This window comes from Scytonema sp. PCC 10023, assembly GCF_963920835.1.
GTDB lineage: Bacteria > Cyanobacteriota > Cyanobacteriia > Cyanobacteriales > Nostocaceae > Kalymmatonema.
Map to the genome: position 1 here is coordinate 16,425 of NZ_CAWUDP010000045.1, position 20,353 is coordinate 36,777.

Sequence of the window (20,353 nt, forward strand, 5' to 3'; positions counted from 1 at the left end):
TTCACTGTTCACTGTTTTAATATGCTTAGTCACTTCAACTCACCAGACTCTCTTCCAATTATTGAAGAAAATGAATTTCTACCACCAATTAGTCGTTGGACTACTTTTGGTGGACTGGTTATGCTAAGTGCTGTGGCTGTTGCTCTTGCTGTTGCTTCTGTAACTAAATACAAAGTCACTGTTAAAGCACAGGCGAAGATCCGTCCTGCTGGTGAATTGCGGATTGTTCAAGCTGCAACAGAAGGTCCAGTGATGCGCGTCTCGGTGAAAGAGAATCAAGTTGTCAAAAAAGGAGATGTGATTGCCACTATCGACGCCAGTCGCCTTCAAACCAAAAAGAGCCAACTGCAAAGCAACATCCAGCAGTCCCGATTACAACTGGTTCAACTCAACGCCCAAATTAGTGCTACGAATAGCCAAATAAGAGCCGAAACCGACCGCTTCAACCGCCTTGTCGCTGCCGCTGAAGCTGAATTGAGTGGTCGCAGTCGCGAATATCAAGATAAAAAAATTACCACCACTGCTGATGTCGAAGAAGCCGAGGCGAACGTCAAGATAGCCGAGAAGGAATTGCAAAAAGGCTTTGCAGAGTTAAAGTCAACTCAAGCGAACTTAGGGGCAACAGTTGCCACCTTAGCAGCCGCCGAGTCAAAGCGAAACCGATATCAAAAAGTAGCGAAACAAGGAGCGCTTTCTCAGGATCAATTCGAGGAAGCACAACTGGCTGTTGACCAGCAAGAACAAGCAGTAGAAGGGCAAAAAGCAGCAATTGAGGCGCAAAAACAAACAATTTCGCGGCTACAACAAGCTGTCTCGGCAGCTGTTGCTAGAAGGCAACGCGCTTCTTCTGCCCTTAATCCTAGTAACGCAGAAGTGGCGATCGCCTCCTCGCGCATTGCCCAAGAAAAAGCCAGCCTTAAAGCCAACGAAGCTTCTTTAGACAAACAACGCAAGGCTCTCATTCAGCAACAGATTGAAATTCAGCAAACAATTGAGCGCGACATCCGTGAACTCCAACAAGTGAAAATTGACCTTAGCCAAACCGTCATTACTGCCACAGCTGATGGTATAATATCTAAGCTGAACCTGCGAAATTCTGGTCAAACTGTGCGCCCAGGAGAGGAAATAGCCCAAATTGTCCCTAGTGATGCTCCCTTGGTAGTCAAGGCAGCGGTGGCATCTGAGGAAAAAAGCAAGTTGAAAGAAGGTCAAAAAGTACTTCTGCGGGTTTCTGCCTGTCCTTATCCAGATTACGGCACTCTTAAAGGTCAGGTCAAAACCATTTCCCCAGATGCTTTCGTCCCTCAAGCCAATGGTGCGACTGCAGCTGCCCCGACAACAGGTACAAGTCAAAAGGCAGTTGGTGTCGGTGCTTTCTATGAGGTGACAATTGAGCCAGAAAGCCTATCTTTACATCAAGGCGAAAAACAGTGTTCTGTCCAATTGGGGATGGAGGGCACAGCCGATATTATTTCCAAAGAAGAAACTGTACTGCAATTCTTTTTGAGGAAAGCAAGGCTAATCGCTGACTTGTAAAGTCAGTCATTGATTAATAATATTCTTGGAAAGAATACCCTTGGAAAGTGCAGCAATTAGTTGTAATGTTTGGTAGGGTCAATGCGATCGCTGGTTGAGAAGTAAATTACTGCTTCTAATGGTGGTGCTATGTCTGGAATGACTGTATGCTGGCAGCGTTGGGATTGGAAATTGGTGCTAGCGAGTTGGTTAGCGATTGGTAGTGCGATCGCCTCTGCAAATTGCGCTCTTTGTTGCCCAAATCACTCCCGATGGTACTTTACCCAATAATTCTCGTGTCACAAGATGATTGGGCATTCCAAAAGGGACATCGATATGGAACGCTGTTAGTAGACCTTGAACGACACCGACCAGTAGATTTATTACCGGACCGAGAGTCGTCAACCTTTGCAAATTGGTTGAGAGAACATCCAGGCGTTGAAATCATTAGTCGAGACCCATTGGTAACAAATTAAAAACAAGTTATACCAATTTGAAAAAAGAATGCAACACATAGTAAGATACCCCTCCCTAACCCTCCCCTTAGCAAGGAGAGGGTGCGCGTTAGCGCGGGTGGGGTATCTGTCGCAAACATTTTTTGAATCGGTATTAATTTTGTCAATACATCTAAATGTAGAAAGAATTTTTTATTGGAATGATAATCAAAAAAAGGAGAGAAGGGGGAGAGGAAGCCGACGGCTTCCTCTCCCCCTTCTCATCGATTATGATTATTAATAAATCTTCTGGTTATATTCGCCTTGAGGAAATCTGAAATATCCCCGTCTTTAAGCTATTCTCGTAGGGGTGCTAGGTGGGGTACTGCTTACTTTCCTGTATCAAAAGTCCTGGAATTTTACAACTTTTACAAAACTTAGCATTAATCTAGCAAACAGTTATAAATGCGCCTTTTTCAAGTGGTTGTGCTGTGATAAGGCACCATTCTCTATATACAACCAACAAACATAGCTTCAGTTTCAAATTACATCATTTGGACTATCGAGAGACACTACAGTACTTTAAGTTGTAAGATAAAACCTCTTTTTTCTCGAATGTTTAAGGTTTGGCTCGTCAAAACATAAGTCATATAGTTATGCATTTTACATTTGTTTTTAAACCTTGAAATACTAAAGTTAATTTCATAACATTTCTATTATTGAAGTGGAATTAGACAATTTACAGTTAATTGCATTTTTAGGATTTTTTCTTGAAAACTACTAATTTAGTAAACGAGGAAAAAATAATATGGTCTACATTTACAATTTCCTAATTTAATCGAAGGTCAGCGTCATTACCCACAAATCAATAACACTACTTGAAAAACCAACTTGCATATTAATGAAGGAGTCGGTATGAACATTAATGACTCTAGTGTATATTTTGAAGATTTATCCCCTGACGAGGCTAGTGCTATTAGAGGCGGTGCGGACTTAGAACTTTACAATGGCGACAATTTTAGGGGGCTGTTAGTGGCTACAAACACTAGTATCCGGAATGTAGGTGATACCGCAAATGACCTAACTACCTCAGCTAAAGTTAAGCGTGGTACATGGCGATTATGGACAGGTCAGAATTTCACGGGTACGTCTAGGCGGGTAGGAGTAGGAAATTATCCGAATCTTTACTTTGACGTAGGCTTACCTAACGATTCGATCTCATCGGTTCAGCGTATAGCTTAACTCATCCCCCGGGCAAGAACATTTCACTGCGTTTAGTTTCATGAGAAGCCGGGGGGAAATCGAAGTCATTAGTCATTAGTCCTTAGTCATTAGTACGTTTTTCACAATTTTTCGTCATTAATTATACGTCGGACTGATGACCAATGACTAAGGACCAAGACGGGGAACGAGAAATCATCCCACCCCGCGCGTGGGGCGGGCTTTCTCGCCGTCTTTTCGGTAATCTCGTAGAGAACCGAAACCGTGCAGCGCGACTGTCTTTACGTTGAAGCAATCGCAAGCCTGACTTTTCACGTTATGTGGAAAAGGTCATTTTGACGTTTTCTCCAGCCCTTGTTTTTTCGTTGCCTATTATCAATAGCTTAAACTTATTGATAATAAGCCTGTGGAAAAAGTAACGTAATTTCCTTGGTTAAGGACTTACCGTGAAAAGTCAGATTGCAAGCAGTGGTTAGCGTTAAAACAGACTTGGTGGGGTTGTGAAAACTGCTTGAGTATTTGAAAAATTAATAACTATTCATATTTCAACCCAAGAGAAATCTTGGGTTTATTTTTTGGAAACCTTTGGAAAAGAGCGGCCTTGAGGTGAGCCGAACAAGCTGTATTGTAACCATTTGTAACTATCTCTGGCAATCCTACGGTTTTCTGCCCATCTATTTTGTATCCAGAGTAAACTGTAGTCCGTTTAACAACTGTTCCTTTATCGAGGCAAGTTTACCAGATGATTACTAGCTGGAAGAATTGGGGCAGTCAATTGGCGCTGGCGAGTTGCGTAATCGTTGGAGGAGCGATCGCCTCTGCAAATTGCGCTCTTGCTCAAATTACTCCCGATAGCACATTACCCAATAATTCTCGTGTCACAACACAGGACAACATTAGAATTATTGAAGGAGGAACCCAAGCTGGTGGCAACTTGTTCCACAGCTTCCAACAGTTTTCTGTACCTACAGGTAGCGAAGCTTACTTTAATAATACTCTTGATATTCAGAACATTATTAGCAGAGTAACGGGTTCATCAATCTCTAACATTGATGGTTTAATTCGTGCTAACGGCACAGCAAACCTATTTCTAATTAATCCCACCGGGATTATTTTTGGTCCCAATGCGTCACTAAATATCGGTGGGTCTTTTCTTGCAACTACGGCTAATAGCTTGAAATTTCCTGATGGTACTCAGTTTAGTGCTACTGCACCCCAAACAACACCTCTACTGACTATTAGCGTACCCATAGGTTTGCAATTTGGGGAAAATGCCGGGAGCATCCGCAATCAATCTCAGATTAGCGATCGCAATGGTGAACGTGTTGGTTTACAAGTCAAGTCCGGTAAAAGCTTAGCACTTGTAGGGGGTGAAGTCGCGCTGGAGGGAGGCACACTCACAACACCAGGGGGACGGATTGAACTGGGGAGTGTAGCTGGCAGTGGTTTGGTGACGCTGAACCCAACAAACAAAGGTTGGACTTTAGGATATGAGGGCATACAGAACTTCCAGAACATCGACCTGTCTCAGTATGCTCTTGTAGATGCTAGTGGCAAAAGCGGTGGTGATATTCACGTGCAAGGCAAACTTGTCAGGGTTACCGATGGTTCCCAAATAGCAGCTAAGACTCTAGGATCGGGATTGGGAGGCAATCTTGTCATCAACGCTTCTGAGGAAGTGATAGTGAGTGGAGAATCAGTAAAACCTCAAGATAAGAATGTCAGCCGTTTGACAACTAGAACTGAAGCATCTGGATCTGGTGGAAACTTGACAATTACTACAGGGAAGTTCTTTATTCAGGGTGGGGCACAGGTGTCCGCAGGCACTCAAGGTTCAGGGTCTGGAGGAACTCTGACTGTAAACGCCTCTGAGGAGGTACAGATAAGTGGCGCATCAGCGAATGGTGAGATTCTCAGCCGCTTGACAACTCGTACTGAGAGTGGTGGAACTGCTGGAAACATGATCATTACTAGTGGCAAGTTACTTATCCGCAATGGAGGACAAGTATCTACTGGCGCTTTAGACGGCAGTACAGGTGCTGGGGGTAGTTTGACTGTAAACGCAAAAGACTCGGTAGAGGTGAGCGGATTTATATTTATACCAGATGCTGATAGTGAGCCAGTGTTTAGCCGCTTGACGACTCGAACTGAGGGTGATGGAACTGCTGGAAACATGACAATTACCACTGGCAAGTTGCTTGTCCGTAATGGAGGACAAGTATCCACTGGCACTGTAGGTGGCAGTACAGGTGCTGGGGGTAGTTTGACTATAAACGCAAAAGACTCGGTAGAGGTGAGCGGATTTATATTTATACCAGATGCTAATAGTGAGCCAACGTTCAGCCGGATAACGACTCGGACTCGGGGTGATGGCACTGCCGGAGACATGGTAATTAACACCAACAAGTTAGTTATCTGGGATGGAGGACAGGTATCTGCTGGTACTTTGCCTACAAGTAAAGGAAATGGAGGAAATTTAACCATAAACGCTGCGGACTCAGTACAGGTGATTGGAACAGCGGCCAATATACCAGGTGAGCCAGTTCGCAGCCGTTTGACAAATCGGACTGAGAATGACTTGTCTACTGGTAACTTGAGGATTAGTACTGGAAAGTTAATTGTCCGGGATGGAGCTGAAGTCAGTGTTAACAGTCTTCGAGGATCTGCACAGGCAGGCAACCTTCACATAAAGGCTCGTTCTATCCAACTAGAAAACGAAGCAACTCTCAATGCTAGAGCAAAGTCAGCTGATGGTGGAAATATAACCTTACAACTGCAGGATTTATTACTGTTACGTCGCAATAGCCAAATATCAGCTACCGCAGGCATTACCCAAGGTAGTGGAAATGGCGGTAACATCACAATTAATGCTCCTAATGGATTTATTGTTGCCGTCCCAAATGAAAATAGCGACATTGCTGCAAATGCTTTCACTGGCTCTGGTGGTAAAGTGGAAATCACTGCACAAGGTATTTTTGGATTGACGCCACGCACTCGAGAAGAACTCGAGACTTTATTGGGAACTCAAGACCCCAACCAATTAAATCCTGCACGGCTACCGAGTAGCGATATCACCGCAATTTCGCGCATCAACCCCTCATTAAGTGGTCAAGTAATTATCAACACACCTGATGTTGATCCTAGTCGCGGATTAGTCAATCTGCCAGCAGTACCAGTTGATACCCAAGTGGCACAGGGCTGTACTGCGGATGGCTCTCAAGCGCAAAGCGAATTTATTATCACCGGACGCGGTGGCTTGCCCCCTAATCCAGGCGAAGCCCTCAACACTGATGTAGTACAGGTAGATTTGGTGACACTTAACCCAGAAGTGATTCAAAGTTCTACGACCGCAGTTTCCAATAATCCTACTACCCCTACTCCAGCTCGTATAGTAGAAGCTACTGGTTGGGTGATTGATGCCGATGGCAACGTGGTACTTACAGCAAATGCACCCACTGTCACACCCCATAGTTCCTGGCAGAGGACAGCTGATTGCCGTGCGTTCAATCAGCTGCCAGGAGGTTGATGAGCGCAAACTGCACTGTTCATTTGAAAGGAAAGACGCAGCACGAGTGAGGGCAAAAACATGGCAAGAAAAAAATTTAGATTCCGTAGAATCAAACGCCTCTTAAGCGTACTGCTGCTTTTGGCTATGTTCTTGGGCGCAGGGTTATTGCCACCCACTTTCGCCTATATGACTGGGGAAAACTCCATTGTTCAAAGCTTGCCCGATGCCCAAAACTTAGTGGAACAGGGCAGAAAACTTTATGAAGCCGAACGGTTTGCTGAGGCAGTTGCTTCTTGGCAACAGGCTATCTCTGCATTCAAAGCTAATGGGGATGTACTCAGACAAGCGATGACACTGGGCAATCTATCATTAGCTTATCAGCAACTAGGACAGTGGACTGAGGCTGAAAAAGCGATCGCCCAAAGCCTCAACATATTACAAACCGCACAAAATATAGATACTAAAGACCGCTCACAAATCCTCGCTCAAGCCTTAGATATCAAAGGTCGCCTACAGTTGGCTCAAAGCAAAGCTGAAGATGCCTTAAATACTTGGCGACTGTCACTTGACATTTACGAAAAAATAGGAGATAAGAATGCAGCAATTCGTAACCGCATAAACCAAGCTCAAGCTTTGCAAGCGTTGGGATTTTATCGTCAAGCTGAGAAAACGTTAAGGGAAAGTAACCAAGTTCTGCAAAGCCAACCCAACTCACCTCTTAAAGTCGCAGGACTGCGTAGTCTCGGCAACGTCGTGCAAGTCACGGGCGATTTAGAAACATCTCGGCAGATATTGCAGCAAAGTTTAAAAGTCGCTTCATCATTGCCAGATAAGCAAGCAATAGGTGATATTTTACTCAGTTTAGGCAACACAGCCCGCGCCCAACAAGATGTCCCAGCAGCTATAGAATTCTACCAACAAGCTGCCAACGCTACCACCTCACCGACCACCCGCATTCAAGCTCAAGTCAATCAACTAAGACTACTGCTGGAAACCGAGAAATTACCAGCTTTCCAAGCGTTATCGTCCCAAATCCAAACTCAGCTTGCCGACTTACCCGTTAGTCGCACGGCAATCTCTGCGCGCATCAACTTTGCCCAAAGTCTAACACAATTCAGAAAAAATACCACCGCAGATACTTCCGAATGGTTGGATATTGCCCAACTACTGTCAACTGCTATTGAGCAAGCCAGAAGCCTGCAAGATAAACGCACAGAATCCTATGCTCTTGGTGTTTTGGGTGGACTGTATGAACAAACCCAGCAGAAATCTGATGCACAAAACCTTACCCAGCAAGCCTTAGTGATGGCTGAAAATATTGATGCTAAGGACATTGCTTATCGATGGCAATGGCAACTGGGACGTTTGTTGAAAGCGAAGGGAGATATGAAAGGGGCGATCGCATCTTACAATGAAGCAGTCAATACCCTCCAGTCTCTGCGCTACGATTTAGTTGCTGTTAATCCAGAGGTGAAATTTTCCTTTCGGGATGAAGTTGAACCTGTCTACCGGGAGTTAGTAGAGTTGCTTTTGCAACCTGGGGCAAATTCCCAACCTAGTTTAAAAAATATCGAAAAAGCAAGCGAAACAATAGAATTGCTGCAAGTCGCAGAACTTGACAACTTTTTTCGCAACACCTGTTTGAATGCTCGGATTCAAGGTAAAAAACAAGACCAAACAGGGGCAGCAGTCATCTATCCTTTTATTTTGCCAGACCGACTAGAGGTCATCCTCCAGTTACCGCAAAAGCCTGTACGGCACTACGCTACCGCTGTAGGTAAAGAGGAAGTGCAAAGTACTTTAAAACAACTACAGGAAAATTTAACAAAGCCCCACACACTGCGACAGGTTCAGTCTTTGTCCCAAAAGGTCTACAACTGGTTGATTAAACCTGCTGAAGCTGACTTGGCTGACAGTAAGATCCCGACTTTGGTGTTTGTGCTGGATGGTTCCTTGCGGAATATCCCGATGGCCGCTCTTTACGACGGCAAACAGTATTTGATAGAGAAGTATAGCATTGCACTCACCCCCGGTCTGCAACTGATTGAACCCAAACCATTGCAGAAAGGATTAAAGACAATAGCCGCAGGATTGAGTGAACCACGTTCTGGATTTTCTGCACTACCCAACGTCAAGCGTGAATTAGAGGAAATCCGCTCTCAAGTACCTAGCAGCATACTTCTCAATCAAGAATTTACCAGTTCGGCTTTGCAAAACCGAATTAATTCTCAACCTTTCCCAGTCGTTCATCTTGCAACTCATGGTCAGTTTAGCTCCAAGGCTGAGGAAACATTTATTGTTGCTTGGGATAACCGCATTTATGTCAAGGAGTTCAATAAGTTAGTGCGAACTATAGAGCAAAACAGACCGGAAGCGATTGAATTGCTTATCCTGAGTGCTTGTCAAACAGCTGCTGGCGATGAACGGGCTGGACTGGGAATTGCTGGTGTCGCTTTTCAGGCGGGAGCACGCAGTACCATCGCTTCTCTGTGGAACTTGGATGATGAATCTACCGCTGTGTTGATGAGTCAATTTTACCAAGAGTTAGCTAACAAGAAGCTCACTAAAGCCGAAGCACTCCGTCGCGCCCAGCTAGCTCTTTTGCAGAATCCCAGGTACAGACGTCCCAGGTATTGGGCACCCTACGTTCTGCTTGGGAATTGGTTGTAATATCATATCCTCCGGTTAAATTTCGTGGATTGCAGCGGCGTGAGCATCAGTGCTCAATTTTGCATTTACACCTCAATACATTAGATTTCTTGCAAAAGTTAGATTTCTTGCAAAAGTATGATTAATAAATATTTAGAACCACAGATGCACACAGATTAACACTAGTTAATTATCTGTGTGCATCTGTGTAGCCTACGGCACGGCTTACGCCTACATCTGTGGTTTCATTTTCATCCAATTGACTTTTGCAAGAGGTCTATTGATGAATTTTTGTAAATAAATAGTGGTTTTGGCGTAAAACTGTGAGCTTGAAACAGAGAAGTAAGCAGAACATTACTTGACTACTAGAACACCAATTCAGTAATCCTCAATTAAACCTCTCCACGCCAGTCGCCTCAACTCTGGGAACCAGAGCACGGTGCTGGCTCCCCTACCCCTCCCCTACCTTGGGGAACTCACCGGTCCCCATGGAGGAGCGTAAGCTCCAGGAGGGTTTCCCGCTCTCGGGCGCGACTGGCGTTGGGGATTAGGGGCAGAGGGAGTAATGCTCCCCCTTCCCTTATAGGGAAGGGGGCTGGGGGGTTAGGTTTTTGATTACTGAATCGATGGTCTAGTAAATGTAGTTCGCGGGATCTCAGTAGCAGACGAAAATGCGACATTGGGTCGTACGTTTGTCTGCTACTTGCACCCATGACTTGTAAAAAGCAATACCACTGAATTTATATTGTCCATTTAACAAATTTTCAAACCTCATAAGGAGACGGAATGATAGACCGCTATACACTCCTGATGGAGCAGATTTCTCCCATTCGCAATACTCTAGTTGCTCATCCGGTTTATACCGAACTGCGCGATCTGCAATCTCTGCGAATTTTCATGGAATCTCATAGCTTTGCTGTATGGGATTTTATGAGCCTGTTGAAAACACTGCAAGCACAACTTACGTGTGTCACCGTACCTTGGCTACCGCCAAAAGACATTTTCTCTGCTCGAGTGATCAACGACATTGTTTTAGCTGAAGAAACGGACGAAGTTTCCCCTGGTCGTTTTATCAGCCACTTCGACCTTTATCTTGCTGGAATGAAGGAGATTGGTGCCAACACTACTCCCATTCAAAGCTTTATTCAAAAGCTACAGCAGGCAATACCTGTACCAATAGCCCTGGATAATATCGCAATTCCAACAACAACTAAGGCATTTGTCCTCAGCACAATGGAAGCAACTTTCAAGTCAACACATGAAGTGGCAGCCACATTCCTGTTAGGCAGAGAAGATGTTATTCCGTCTATGTTTCGACGAATCCTTCAAACCTTAGACCAGTCCAGCCTTGAGTGTAAACAACTCTCTCTCTACCTGGAACGCCATACTCACCTTGACGAGGACATTCATGGACCAATGGGTGAGCAACTGCTTAAGCATCTGTGCGCCGATGACGACCAGAAGTGGGAACAAGCTGTAAGTGCTGCAAAAAAAGCCCTTTTTGAGCGGCTCTCACTTTGGAATGGATTGACTTTGCATATAGTAGATAGCAAGAAATCCAAGCGAGAGTCACACAATTTGAGCCACACCCCTAGCTTCTAGCTAGGGGATTCTGGCTAGGAATTTGGATTAACTTTTCGCCCGGACTCCGTGGAGACAGCTATCTGGTTAATCTTTCCTAGCTTATTGGAGAACCACTCTGGGGCAATCAACCCACTTTCAGACGAGCCTACTTGTTTGCGGTTTAAAGACTCCTGCCACGCCTCCACTCTTGAGCGGCTCCGCCCCACAATACCCATCACGGGCATCTTGCAATGACAGTTTCTCGTCTTGATTGACATATCTACTCAAGTACGCACTAAACAAATCGCGATGCATTTTCATACCAGTTACATCATGATGGACTCGTTGGGATAGCGATTTCTTGGTACGACTCCCATCTAAGTGAGTTTGAGAAAGTGCTGTTTTTTGAGTAGAAAAAGTGATGAATTGACCGCCAGTTTTTTCAACTTTGCGTTGCAATTCAGATTGAACGAAACTGGGAGACTTGGCAGATATAGCTTTACCATAGCGCTTCTGCCAACCCTTTACAGATACTTTTTCAGTTTTGATTACATTACCATGCCGCAAGATTTCATTAACTGTTTTGCGATTTTGGCTTTTGGCATATGCTGCCTTTTTCCGTTGCAATTCTCGTTTCTTTTGGGCAAATTTCTTATAATTATTAGACTTCTTCCATTGACGCTTACCCTTGACTACCTTACCTTTTTTGGTAATAGTACGATGACCTTTTTTCACTTGAAAATCGGGTTCATAATTCTCAGGATTATTTACCCGTTGGGAACGCTGCATCTTTCTTTGAAGTGCAGCAATCTCTTTTTCGTAGGTGGGGACTTTTTCAGCAAATGGCAATAATCCCGCTTTATTATCTCCAACAAAGGCAACGTTGGATATATTTAAGTCCAAACCAATTAAATTTTTCAGTCTTCTCGACTAGGACCGCTAGCACGGAATACGATTAGGGGAATTGTTGAGCGAGCTGGCTCCTTAGCGGAGCTACCTTTCCCAGTTCACGCACATATGCTGCGACATGGAACAGGTTACTATCTTGCAAACCGAGGTATTGATACCCGGACAATTCAGAGTTACCTGGGACACAACAATATCCAACACACAGTGCGTTACACGGAACTCGCATCTGGACGGTTTCAAGGACTGTGGGATGGTTAATCTTTAAAATCAAGTTAAATCTTAAGTTGTCACGGGAGCACATTGCCCAGCTCCCCCGAAAAAAATCGCTCTCCTTATGAAAATCCCTCACGTCTCGTGAGGGAGCCTCAATCCCTTTTCCTTGAATTAATTACGGTAACCGCGAAATCAGCCGCGTACTCTCGGGGTTATCGACCACCCCTAAAAAAGGTGGGGTGGCGAGGAATCACCGCTCTAGGACTCCAGATTAACTATGGGAGGCGGAATCAGTTCGGTTTCCCAACGTCTGTCGGTTCTTAACCTGCCAAGTGCTGAATTTCCCTTGCCTGGAAACCAAAGCGACCCTGCATCAATCCTGACCTTGATACTCAAGGCATTAGGTCTAGGGTTATTTATGTCAAAGCGTGTATTGTTCTGAAAATTAGTAGTTAAGGAGGAGGGCACTACATTTCTAGTTCCTGAAAAAGTTTTATTCTGGTAGAAAGCTGCAACCAGTCCTCTTCCTGTAATTTTTATTCTTGCTGTTGAGGGTATCCCATTACTTAGGTTGGGATGAAGCAGGGTCACATCTGGGTAATCGCCAACACTTAGGGTTGCTATTAAATTATTATTGACGATAATTTGCACGCAATAATCGTAACGATTCCAATCCCAGAAATTATTATTCCTGCTGGCCACAGGCGGTCCGAATCGACCCACCTGATACCTTAGTCTGGCATCAGGTACATTCCCATGTTGGGTTCTGTAATTCCAGAAGTACCGGGCGTAGCGCTCATACTGGCCCATCAAAAAGTTTGCAAAGATATTCCGGTCGGCATTGCCAACATTCGCTAATCGACGTTGGCCGTAAGTTGGAGCGAACCGATCAAATAGACGTTGGATTTCTCGTGACGTGGTATCGTACTTCCGGCAGAGATTATGGAGTTGGGTACTAAGGGTTACAAAAAAATCTACTCGACGCCTTAATGCTTCTTCTTCCCCACTAAGATGATCATGTTGAGCCCAATGCGAGTCGGCTGCATAAATAGCGCGATTGTTTATGTTATCTATAAGTCTTACTTCACTTTGCCACCAATCATGAATAACGTGCATGTCATAATGACGTCTTGTCTCCAGGTAGCTTTGTCGTGCTAATCTGTCAAGGTAATTATACCAAGTGTTTATGAACGTTACTAATTCGTCTAGAAACAACCTTACAGAGTTAGGTTGGTTGGTCTTTACAGCTGTATCCAGTGCCCCCAATAGAACATTCAAACGTACTATTGTTGTTTCATCAACTAATTGATGCACTTGGTAATGAACTTGTGCTGCATTGCGGGATTGGTCTAGTAGCGTTAATTGAAGCCGGTAAGAACTTGATCTAGCCGCGAACCAGCTAGTTAGAGTTAGATGGTTTGGATTCTTAGCCATAACTCCGTTATAATCATGAACCGCTACCCTAAAATCAGTATGGATAGTTGAGATTGTGATCTCTCTTACAGCCCGCTCGACACGTTCATTAATCATCCTGTCTACATCGGCGGCGGTAAGTGGTGGCTGTGGAGGCCAAATCAGACTAAAGATTGCGCTTATAGCCGCGCTAGCAAACACGCCTCCGACGGCTCCAGCTATTAGTTGAACCGAAGTCCTTAGAGCAGTAGATTCTAGGAACCTTTCTAGGGAAGCATTAACAACTTCTATGATGATCTCTTGTAGAATACTAGAATCAGCAGGTACTACGGATGCGGGTTGCAACTCGGGAATATAGCTCATCTTTACCCAATCAAGAGCGACTTCTTGAGTCGATTCTGCCAGTTGAGTATAGGATTTGGTCTCTTGCGCTGGGTCTTGGGTCTCTTGCGCTGGGTCTTGGGACTCGGCATCTTTATTGATGATGATTAAGTCTTCTCTTACTTTTGCCCAGGTTTGCGCTTCTCGCCTTCCCCAAATTCTTGTCAGGAGCGAACTGATTTGGTCGCACTGAAGATCCTGTACATAGGAGTCGGCGATGCGCTCTCCGAGGAGAAGCAAAGCGTCATCAATTTTGCGTGCGTTTTCTTCTTCGCTGCTCTCTACCCAGTTAGTTAGTGACTGCTGGAGGTAGTGGTCGTAAATATAAATAAGATTCTTGAACGGACCGGACAGTTCAGTTTGGATCAGGTATTTGCGCCGTTCGAAAGCACTTGTCATCGCCCGAACCAGGAGTCCTTCTAACGATGCAAATATCCCCTCCCCTTCTTTTTCTTGATGCATCAAATCGAGTTTGATGCCTGCCCGCAGGACATAGAAGCTAAGATAGAGTAAATGTGGCAGATTTGGGAGGCTAGAGTAGTCAAAAGGTGCGCTGTACAATACTTTAAACACCTCTGAACACTTCTGGCGACAGTTCTCGAAGCTGATTTCAATAGAGGTCTTGTACTTTTGCTGCTCCTGTTTGTCGAGAGACGCGAGTTTGTCGTACAACAGAATTATTTCTTCTTCGAGGCCATCGAGGGCATTGTTGACCTCTTGGTGGTAATCCTCACATTCTTTCCTCCTATGTTCCGGTATCAGTCCGCTCAAAGCTTGGGTCAGCTTTTCTTGGGAACTCTCCCAAGCTGATTTGGTGTAGAAGTTTTCACTGGTTAGTGCCTGGAAATCAGTATTTTCCCACTGCTGGCTAGAAGTATCGCTCAAAAACGGTAAAAAGATATCTTCGAGACTCTTCTGTGAGAGAGAGGATGTAGATCCTGAAAAAGCTAGGGTCATATTGTTGTCCTTTAAGGCATTTGAGTTGGAAATTGATGACAAATCTACAATCAGTAGATCACAAAGTTTTTTGGAAGCCCTGCCACATGGACATTTCAGCAAAGTACATGGGCATGAGAAAAGTCCCTCTGATTCAGGACTTCAGGCGATATCGCTAGCCGACCTGAAGGCTAGCGCTCTCAAGTAGGTGCTGTTTGGACTTCTTCTATATAGGCTGAAACCCTTATTATTGCGTAAGCTTAGAAAAGTTTGTGATCTACTGACATTAGAGTTCCATTGCTACTCAAGGGCGGTTATTAGGTGGTAAAGCCCCTTGTAAATTACTAACTGTATTTATACACTGGTCGTCATTACATGCGGCATGAGTAATATATTCATTTTTACAGTTGCCATATGTGCGTGTTGATTGCTTAGCAACCACTGAATCATTACCAATTGGATTTCTGAAAATAGAAGTTTGAGCACCAATATGAGAACAAGATGGAAGTTGGTTATCTCCCTGAGAGAATTCTTCAACAAATCCCACAGAGGCATATATCCCACCCCAAGTATTAGGAATTACAATTGTAGCGATATTAGTCTTTGAACCATCCATTAAATTAGTAATAACACCTTTTACTTTATTATTTTCTTTTATGATATCAAGTTGATATAAATGGCCTGTTTTCCAAGGGATGACCACGTCACACTGAACCCCGCTACCCTCATGATCAAAGTATCTACAATGTCCCTGCTCACTAGGGGTAGGAGGAGCCCATGACTCGGCTTTCCAAATGGAATAATTAAACGCATAAACACCACTAGATCTATTTTGTAGACCAATATATCCACCGTCACCATTTTTAAAATAGAATTGATTAGCCCAGTAGTAGCGTGATTTATTTCCTCCATCATCATTAATTTGCTGAAAGAAAGATACCTTATTAAAGGAAGATGATGAAGGCCACTGTTGATCTATGGCTATCATCCCCCCAGCCACAACGGCGTTAGCTAGTGAAGGGAATAATAACGTTCCTGAAAGAACTAATATTGAAGCCAACATTACTTGTATAAGTCGTTTCATTCTTCTTTTCCTCGTTATGATTAACTAACGCGCATATTCCTGATATAAGAATCCTATTTGATTTACAAATACCTGATATCTAGCTCCCTTAATGAGAAGGATTCCAACAGGTCTGTGTTTGAATCTCATTTAGGCTTCTATATAGTTGAATCTTAAAAATTTGTTTTTGCTCTGAGTGCATTTAACTCATAGTTACTAACATACATTGAATCAGCAAGTTATTGGAAATGTATATTAAAAAAGTTATAATTGAAAATTATGCTAAATTGTGCAAAAAGCCAGATATTTGTGTAAACAGTATGTAGAATCTATTGATTGTACATTTTTTAATGATTTTTTTGGTGATTTTTTGGAAAAATAGTAATTTTTGTGAATTTGTACATATCATTTTGTAGTATCAAAGAAGATTAGAAAAATAAATATAAAATCTATGATTATTGTGACTTTGTTGGCGAATTTATGTAAACCACAATTTCTGGCGTAGCGGCTACGACATTTCAAAGGTTTGAGCATAGCAATGCCTGCAACGGGCTGCGCCAACGCAATTCGCCAACAGAATCACTTTATTCGCAAACCGCTCTTTCTTTTCCACATCCCGTGAAAAGTCAAACTTCTAAATATGGTTTAAGAAGCTGATTAATTGATTCATCTTCGTACAGTACGAAGATAGTTCTGACTTCAACTTGTGTAACAGGACAAATCACCGTCATCATTCACGATAATGCATCTGTTCATAAAAGCCATCTTGCACGTCAGCACCATCAACGAGAGAGTGATTTTTTTCAGGGGAGATGAGACTGGCAATGCGGTAAGATGACCAAATGTCCAATTCTGAGGAACTTGTCATCTACCAGCTTCATATTTTTATCCTAGGCATCAGTCCAATGATTTGGCGTAGGGTCAAAATCCGCAGCGACAGCACAATCGCCGATTTGCACTATATTATCCAGATAGCAATGGGGTGGACTGATTCCCACCTACATCGCTTTGTAATCCATGGTAAGCATTACGGGATTGCTAAAATTGGGGGAATGTGGTTTTCTGACGACCCAAAAGAAGTCAAATTATCAGATTTTGGCTGGCGAATGCGAGAGCGTTTTTTATACGAATATGACGAAAGGTGATAACTGGCAGCATCAAATTCGGGTCGAAGCAATTCTCACTTCCAAATCAAATTGCTTTTATCCAGTGTGCATTAGTGGTCAACGTGCTTGTCCTCCAGAAGACTGTGGTGGCTCGTGGGAGTTCATGGCACAAAAGCAGGAATACTCGGTAAGATATATAGCTTCTCGGTGCAGTACTTTATGGATGAAGGTGATATCCCTGGCAATATTGAAGAGATGTACGAACTACGCCAATGGTTAATGGTTGACCATTTTGACCGCCCAAAAATCAACCAACGGTTACAGCAATACGCGGCTGGGGATAAAGAGATGTTATTTGTATTGAAATAGTGTGAAAGTCAAAATCCAAATAGTTGTTGAGTCAGACAATGGAGATCCCCAAGTTGTCCAAGAAATTATGCTCCTTGAGCGCGGTGCTTTACAGCCAGAAAATTTGGGACTAAAGCTAGCAGAAGCCAAAACATTACTACAAAGCCTCCAACGCACCCTAGCCGAGCAACAAGTAGCAGAGTACTCTCAACAACAGGAATTATGTTTGCACGCTCCGCAAGAAACTATTGCATAAAGACAAGCGTACAATTGTATACCGCACATTGTTTGGTAAGTTACATCTCAAATGCCCTCGACTATTTCACTGCCTGTGTCAGGAACAACCAACCCGTAGCTTTAACCCAGTAGCCAACTTACTACCAGAACGCACTTCAAGAGAACTATTGTATCTGGAGTCCAAGTTTGGGTCTTTGATGTCTTACGGACTGTCTGTGAAACTATTGCAGGAAGTATTACCAATAGAAGGAGAAATAAACACTACATCGATACGGAATAACTTACACTCAATTGGTCAACGCTTAGAAGACGAGTTGGGGGAAGAAAAAGGAGGATACATTGAAGGCTGTCCAAGAGATTGGGAGGAATTGCCCCGACCTGATTTACCTTTGGTACTGGGAATGGATGGTGGATATGTTCGTTCCTACGACAAAAAATTGCTTTCCAAAGGTAATTTTGAAGTTATCGTTGATAAGAGTATAAAAGCAGACAGTACATCGAAGCGATTTGGGCGAGTTTCTTGTTACGATACCAAACCCCAACGTCGGATCTTTGAGGTCTTGACTTCTCTTGGAATGCAAATGAATCAACAAGTAACTTTCCTGTCAGACGGTGATGAGAAGATACGCGAACTACAGCTTTATCTCAATCCCAACGCAGAATATCTCTTGGATTGGTTTCATATCACCATGCGGCTGACAGTGATGAATCAGACGGCAAAAGGACTTAGCAAAAAAGATACCGAACTAGACACAGACATACCCAAAGAGCTAGAACGAATTAAGTGGTATTTGGTTGGCTTGGATTGGAGAACAAATGCCTCCAATATCAGAAGTTTGGCGACTCTACTTACGTCGCTTTACTGTTGACCACTGGTATCGTTTTTTGAAGCAACGCCTGCACTGGACTCTTCCAAAACTCAGTACTCCCAAGCAATGTGAGCGTTGGAGTGACTTGATGCCGATGATTACTTGGGAATTGTGGTTAGCTGGTGATATCGTTGCTGATAACCCCCTACCTTGGCAGAAGTCGATAGACAAACTAACCCCCGGAAGGGTTGCTCAGGCTATGGGGATCATTTTAGAGGCTATTGGTACTCCTGCCCGTTCACCCAAACCTCAAAGGAAAGTCCCCTGGTTGGAAACCAGGACAAGCAAGACAACGTAGAATTCGCTATCCTATAGTCAAAAAAACTACTAGTAAGCCTCGCAAACAGTTACCAGAATTCGCTTAATCACAAAGATTTTTATGCTTGAAGCTTGTGTCTCATCAACGAGCGTGCTGCTGGGTCTTTTTTTGTTGCTTAGTCTAAGCTCCAGTTACTCAGCGCTGATACACAAAGCGCTAAATTTGACCCGAATAGGGAACAGGCGACAATTAACATTAACTCACGAGATTTGATTATGCGCCGTGGCAGCAACATCAGAACCAACGCCACTGGAGAAAATGTCATCGGCGGTAACATCAACATTGACACAGACGTATTAGCGGCATTTGAAAATAGTGATATTAGCGCCAATTCTGCTAACTTCCGTGGCGGGAATGTGCGAATCAATGCCCAAGGTATCTTTGGTACACAGTTCCGAGATGTAGCATCTGATAAAACAAGTGACATCACCGCCACTGGGGCAAGTCCTGAGTTCAGTGGTACCGTAGAAATCAATCAACCCGATGTTGACCTCAGTCGCGGCTTAATTAACTTGCCGTCAGTACCAGTTGATACCCAAGTGACACAAAGCTGTACTGCGGGTGGAACTGTAGCTAAGAGCCAATTTATCATCACCGGACGCGGCGGCTTGCCTCCTAATCCCGGCGATGCCCTCAGCACTGATGCAGTTCAAGTAGATTTAATCACTCTCAATCCAAGCAGTAATAACCGCAATAGTCCATCTGTTACCAGCAAAACAACTACCGCCGTACCAGAACGCATTGTAGAAGCTACTGGTTGGATAATCAACGAAAAAGGGGAAGTCGTCCTCATAGCAAATGCTCCCACCACCACGCCCCATAGTCCTTCGTTTAACCCTGCATCTTGCAGAGCAAGTTAGCATTGGACTTCACTACTGACTTTCTAGGTTGCAGCACTCCACTTTTGGTTCAGTTGCAAAATCATTCAAACCAACAGTTTGCAACAGCGCAACCCAAGAAGTATCTTGCCCAGTAGTACGACGCAGTTCACTAGCAGCGCTCAGTGCCTCATACCAAATACCATTAGTACCATAAAGGGCTACGCGCTGGCTTGGTGTCGCTTTTTCTAATTGAGTTTTCAGAGCAGAGTTCAGTTGCTCCCGTTTTACGTACCCTTCAACATCAGCAATAATTTGATTATCCTTCTTACAGTAGATGTTAAAATACCAACGATACCTCTTACCAATCTCCAAAGGTGCTGCTTTTGATGGCAAACTCAGGTTCACTACTCCTGGTGTCCCTGTCAAAGAAGTTTTGTAAATAGTCTGATTTTGTGCTTCATCTTCTAGCACAAACTCTCCATAAGCTAAGGACGACGAATAAGGAACATAGAACGAGAAACTAGGATGTTCGGCAATCGTTGCTGCAAACACCAATTCTGACTTTGAATAAACAGGTACTAAGGCTGTGAGCCGCTTTTGAGAAGAAGTCAGGGGTTTTTTCATGGTATCCTGACCACAGCCACGGCTACCTGCTTCTGCTCGCTTACCTGGTTCCCCGATGTCTGGTGGTGGGGGCGGTGCAGCGAAAATCAATGATTGGTTTAATTGTCCCTTGGAGTTTCCAGGCTGTGCCTGCACTTGTATACAGCTAAGGAGTGTTAAATTGATAAGTGTTAAAAAACTAATGGCGAGGGAAAGTTGAATCTTTTGCACAGACAATTTCATCT

The 20,353-nt window shown here is 43.9% G+C and carries 16 protein-coding genes and 3 pseudogenes; 15 read left to right on the forward strand and 4 right to left on the reverse strand.

Translation table 11 applies throughout. The features are described from left to right. The first annotated feature begins 21 nt into the window (after positions 1 to 21). The 8 genes and pseudogenes from ACM0OZ_RS25195 to ACM0OZ_RS25230 all read left to right on the forward strand — a co-directional run bounded on the left by ACM0OZ_RS25195 (position 22) and on the right by ACM0OZ_RS25230 (position 10,929). Positions 22 to 1,536, forward strand: a complete 1,515-nt coding sequence (locus tag ACM0OZ_RS25195) for an HlyD family efflux transporter periplasmic adaptor subunit (protein WP_414585565.1) — start codon at positions 22 to 24, stop codon at positions 1,534 to 1,536. A 129-nt stretch (positions 1,537 to 1,665) separates the two neighbouring features. Next, positions 1,666 to 1,806 carry a hypothetical protein gene (locus tag ACM0OZ_RS25200; protein ID WP_414585566.1) on the forward strand — a complete coding sequence of 47 codons (141 nt, stop codon included), beginning with the start codon at positions 1,666 to 1,668 and terminating at the stop codon, positions 1,804 to 1,806. 5 nt (positions 1,807 to 1,811) lie between these two features. Beyond that, a pseudogene (locus ACM0OZ_RS25205) lies at positions 1,812 to 1,973 on the forward strand (transposase); the annotation flags it as partial. Positions 1,974 to 2,864: 891 nt separating this feature from the next. Further along, entirely contained in the window at positions 2,865 to 3,191 is a 327-nt protein-coding gene (locus tag ACM0OZ_RS25210; protein ID WP_414585567.1) for a beta/gamma crystallin-related protein, read from the forward strand. Positions 3,192 to 3,334: 143 nt separating this feature from the next. After that, complete coding sequence (locus tag ACM0OZ_RS25215) at positions 3,335 to 3,460, forward strand: hypothetical protein (RefSeq protein ID WP_414585568.1); 126 nt, start codon at positions 3,335 to 3,337, stop codon at positions 3,458 to 3,460. A gap of 452 nt (positions 3,461 to 3,912) precedes the next feature. Next, positions 3,913 to 6,696, forward strand: coding sequence for a filamentous hemagglutinin N-terminal domain-containing protein (locus ACM0OZ_RS25220; RefSeq protein ID WP_414585569.1), 2,784 nt, complete (start codon positions 3,913 to 3,915; stop codon positions 6,694 to 6,696). A gap of 60 nt (positions 6,697 to 6,756) precedes the next feature. After that, complete coding sequence (locus ACM0OZ_RS25225; RefSeq protein WP_414585570.1) at positions 6,757 to 9,348, forward strand: CHAT domain-containing protein; 2,592 nt, start codon at positions 6,757 to 6,759, stop codon at positions 9,346 to 9,348. 765 nt (positions 9,349 to 10,113) lie between these two features. Next, positions 10,114 to 10,929 carry a DUF3050 domain-containing protein gene (locus ACM0OZ_RS25230; protein ID WP_414585572.1) on the forward strand — a complete coding sequence of 272 codons (816 nt, stop codon included), beginning with the start codon at positions 10,114 to 10,116 and terminating at the stop codon, positions 10,927 to 10,929. Positions 10,930 to 11,046: 117 nt separating this feature from the next. Here ACM0OZ_RS25230 and ACM0OZ_RS25235 read toward each other — a convergent pair whose 3' ends face one another. Continuing rightward, the gene (locus ACM0OZ_RS25235; RefSeq protein WP_414585573.1) at positions 11,047 to 11,793 is read right to left on the reverse strand and encodes a hypothetical protein; all 747 of its coding nucleotides are present in this window, start codon (positions 11,791 to 11,793) and stop codon (positions 11,047 to 11,049) included. A gap of 60 nt (positions 11,794 to 11,853) precedes the next feature. Here ACM0OZ_RS25235 and ACM0OZ_RS25240 point away from each other — a divergent pair, with 60 nt between their 5' ends. Next, complete coding sequence (locus ACM0OZ_RS25240) at positions 11,854 to 12,057, forward strand: tyrosine-type recombinase/integrase (protein ID WP_414585622.1); 204 nt, start codon at positions 11,854 to 11,856, stop codon at positions 12,055 to 12,057. Between the two features lie 213 nt (positions 12,058 to 12,270). On the opposite strand, the gene ACM0OZ_RS25245 is transcribed toward ACM0OZ_RS25240, so the two are convergent. Beyond that, positions 12,271 to 14,763: a hypothetical protein gene (locus ACM0OZ_RS25245; RefSeq protein WP_414585574.1), complete on the reverse strand. Its 2,493-nt coding sequence runs from the start codon at positions 14,761 to 14,763 to the stop codon at positions 12,271 to 12,273. Positions 14,764 to 15,046: 283 nt separating this feature from the next. Then, positions 15,047 to 15,826 carry a DUF3472 domain-containing protein gene (locus ACM0OZ_RS25250; RefSeq protein WP_414585575.1) on the reverse strand — a complete coding sequence of 260 codons (780 nt, stop codon included), beginning with the start codon at positions 15,824 to 15,826 and terminating at the stop codon, positions 15,047 to 15,049. A gap of 821 nt (positions 15,827 to 16,647) precedes the next feature. Here ACM0OZ_RS25250 and ACM0OZ_RS25255 point away from each other — a divergent pair. From ACM0OZ_RS25255 to ACM0OZ_RS25280, 6 genes and pseudogenes are all read left to right on the forward strand, one after another. Continuing rightward, a complete protein-coding gene (locus tag ACM0OZ_RS25255) occupies positions 16,648 to 16,950 on the forward strand; it encodes a plasmid pRiA4b ORF-3 family protein (protein ID WP_414585576.1) in 303 nt (100 codons plus the stop codon). Then, positions 16,937 to 17,017, forward strand: a pseudogene (locus ACM0OZ_RS25260) (hypothetical protein); the annotation flags it as partial. The gene ACM0OZ_RS25255 and the pseudogene ACM0OZ_RS25260, both read left to right, overlap by 14 nt. Before the next feature lie 20 nt (positions 17,018 to 17,037). After that, entirely contained in the window at positions 17,038 to 17,280 is a 243-nt protein-coding gene (locus ACM0OZ_RS25265; RefSeq protein ID WP_414585624.1) for a hypothetical protein, read from the forward strand. Position 17,281: 1 nt separating this feature from the next. After that, positions 17,282 to 18,290, forward strand: a pseudogene (locus tag ACM0OZ_RS25270) (ISKra4 family transposase); the annotation flags it as partial. Positions 18,291 to 18,312: 22 nt separating this feature from the next. Beyond that, the gene (locus ACM0OZ_RS25275) at positions 18,313 to 18,663 is read left to right on the forward strand and encodes a hypothetical protein (protein WP_414585577.1); all 351 of its coding nucleotides are present in this window, start codon (positions 18,313 to 18,315) and stop codon (positions 18,661 to 18,663) included. A 236-nt stretch (positions 18,664 to 18,899) separates the two neighbouring features. Next, on the forward strand, positions 18,900 to 19,544 hold the full coding sequence (locus tag ACM0OZ_RS25280) for a hypothetical protein (protein WP_414585578.1): 645 nt from the start codon (positions 18,900 to 18,902) through the stop codon (positions 19,542 to 19,544). Between the two features lie 12 nt (positions 19,545 to 19,556). Here the strand turns inward: ACM0OZ_RS25280 and ACM0OZ_RS25285 are convergent, their stop codons facing one another. Continuing rightward, positions 19,557 to 20,351 carry a DUF928 domain-containing protein gene (locus tag ACM0OZ_RS25285; protein ID WP_414585579.1) on the reverse strand — a complete coding sequence of 265 codons (795 nt, stop codon included), beginning with the start codon at positions 20,349 to 20,351 and terminating at the stop codon, positions 19,557 to 19,559. Between the last annotated feature and the right edge of the window lie 2 nt (positions 20,352 to 20,353).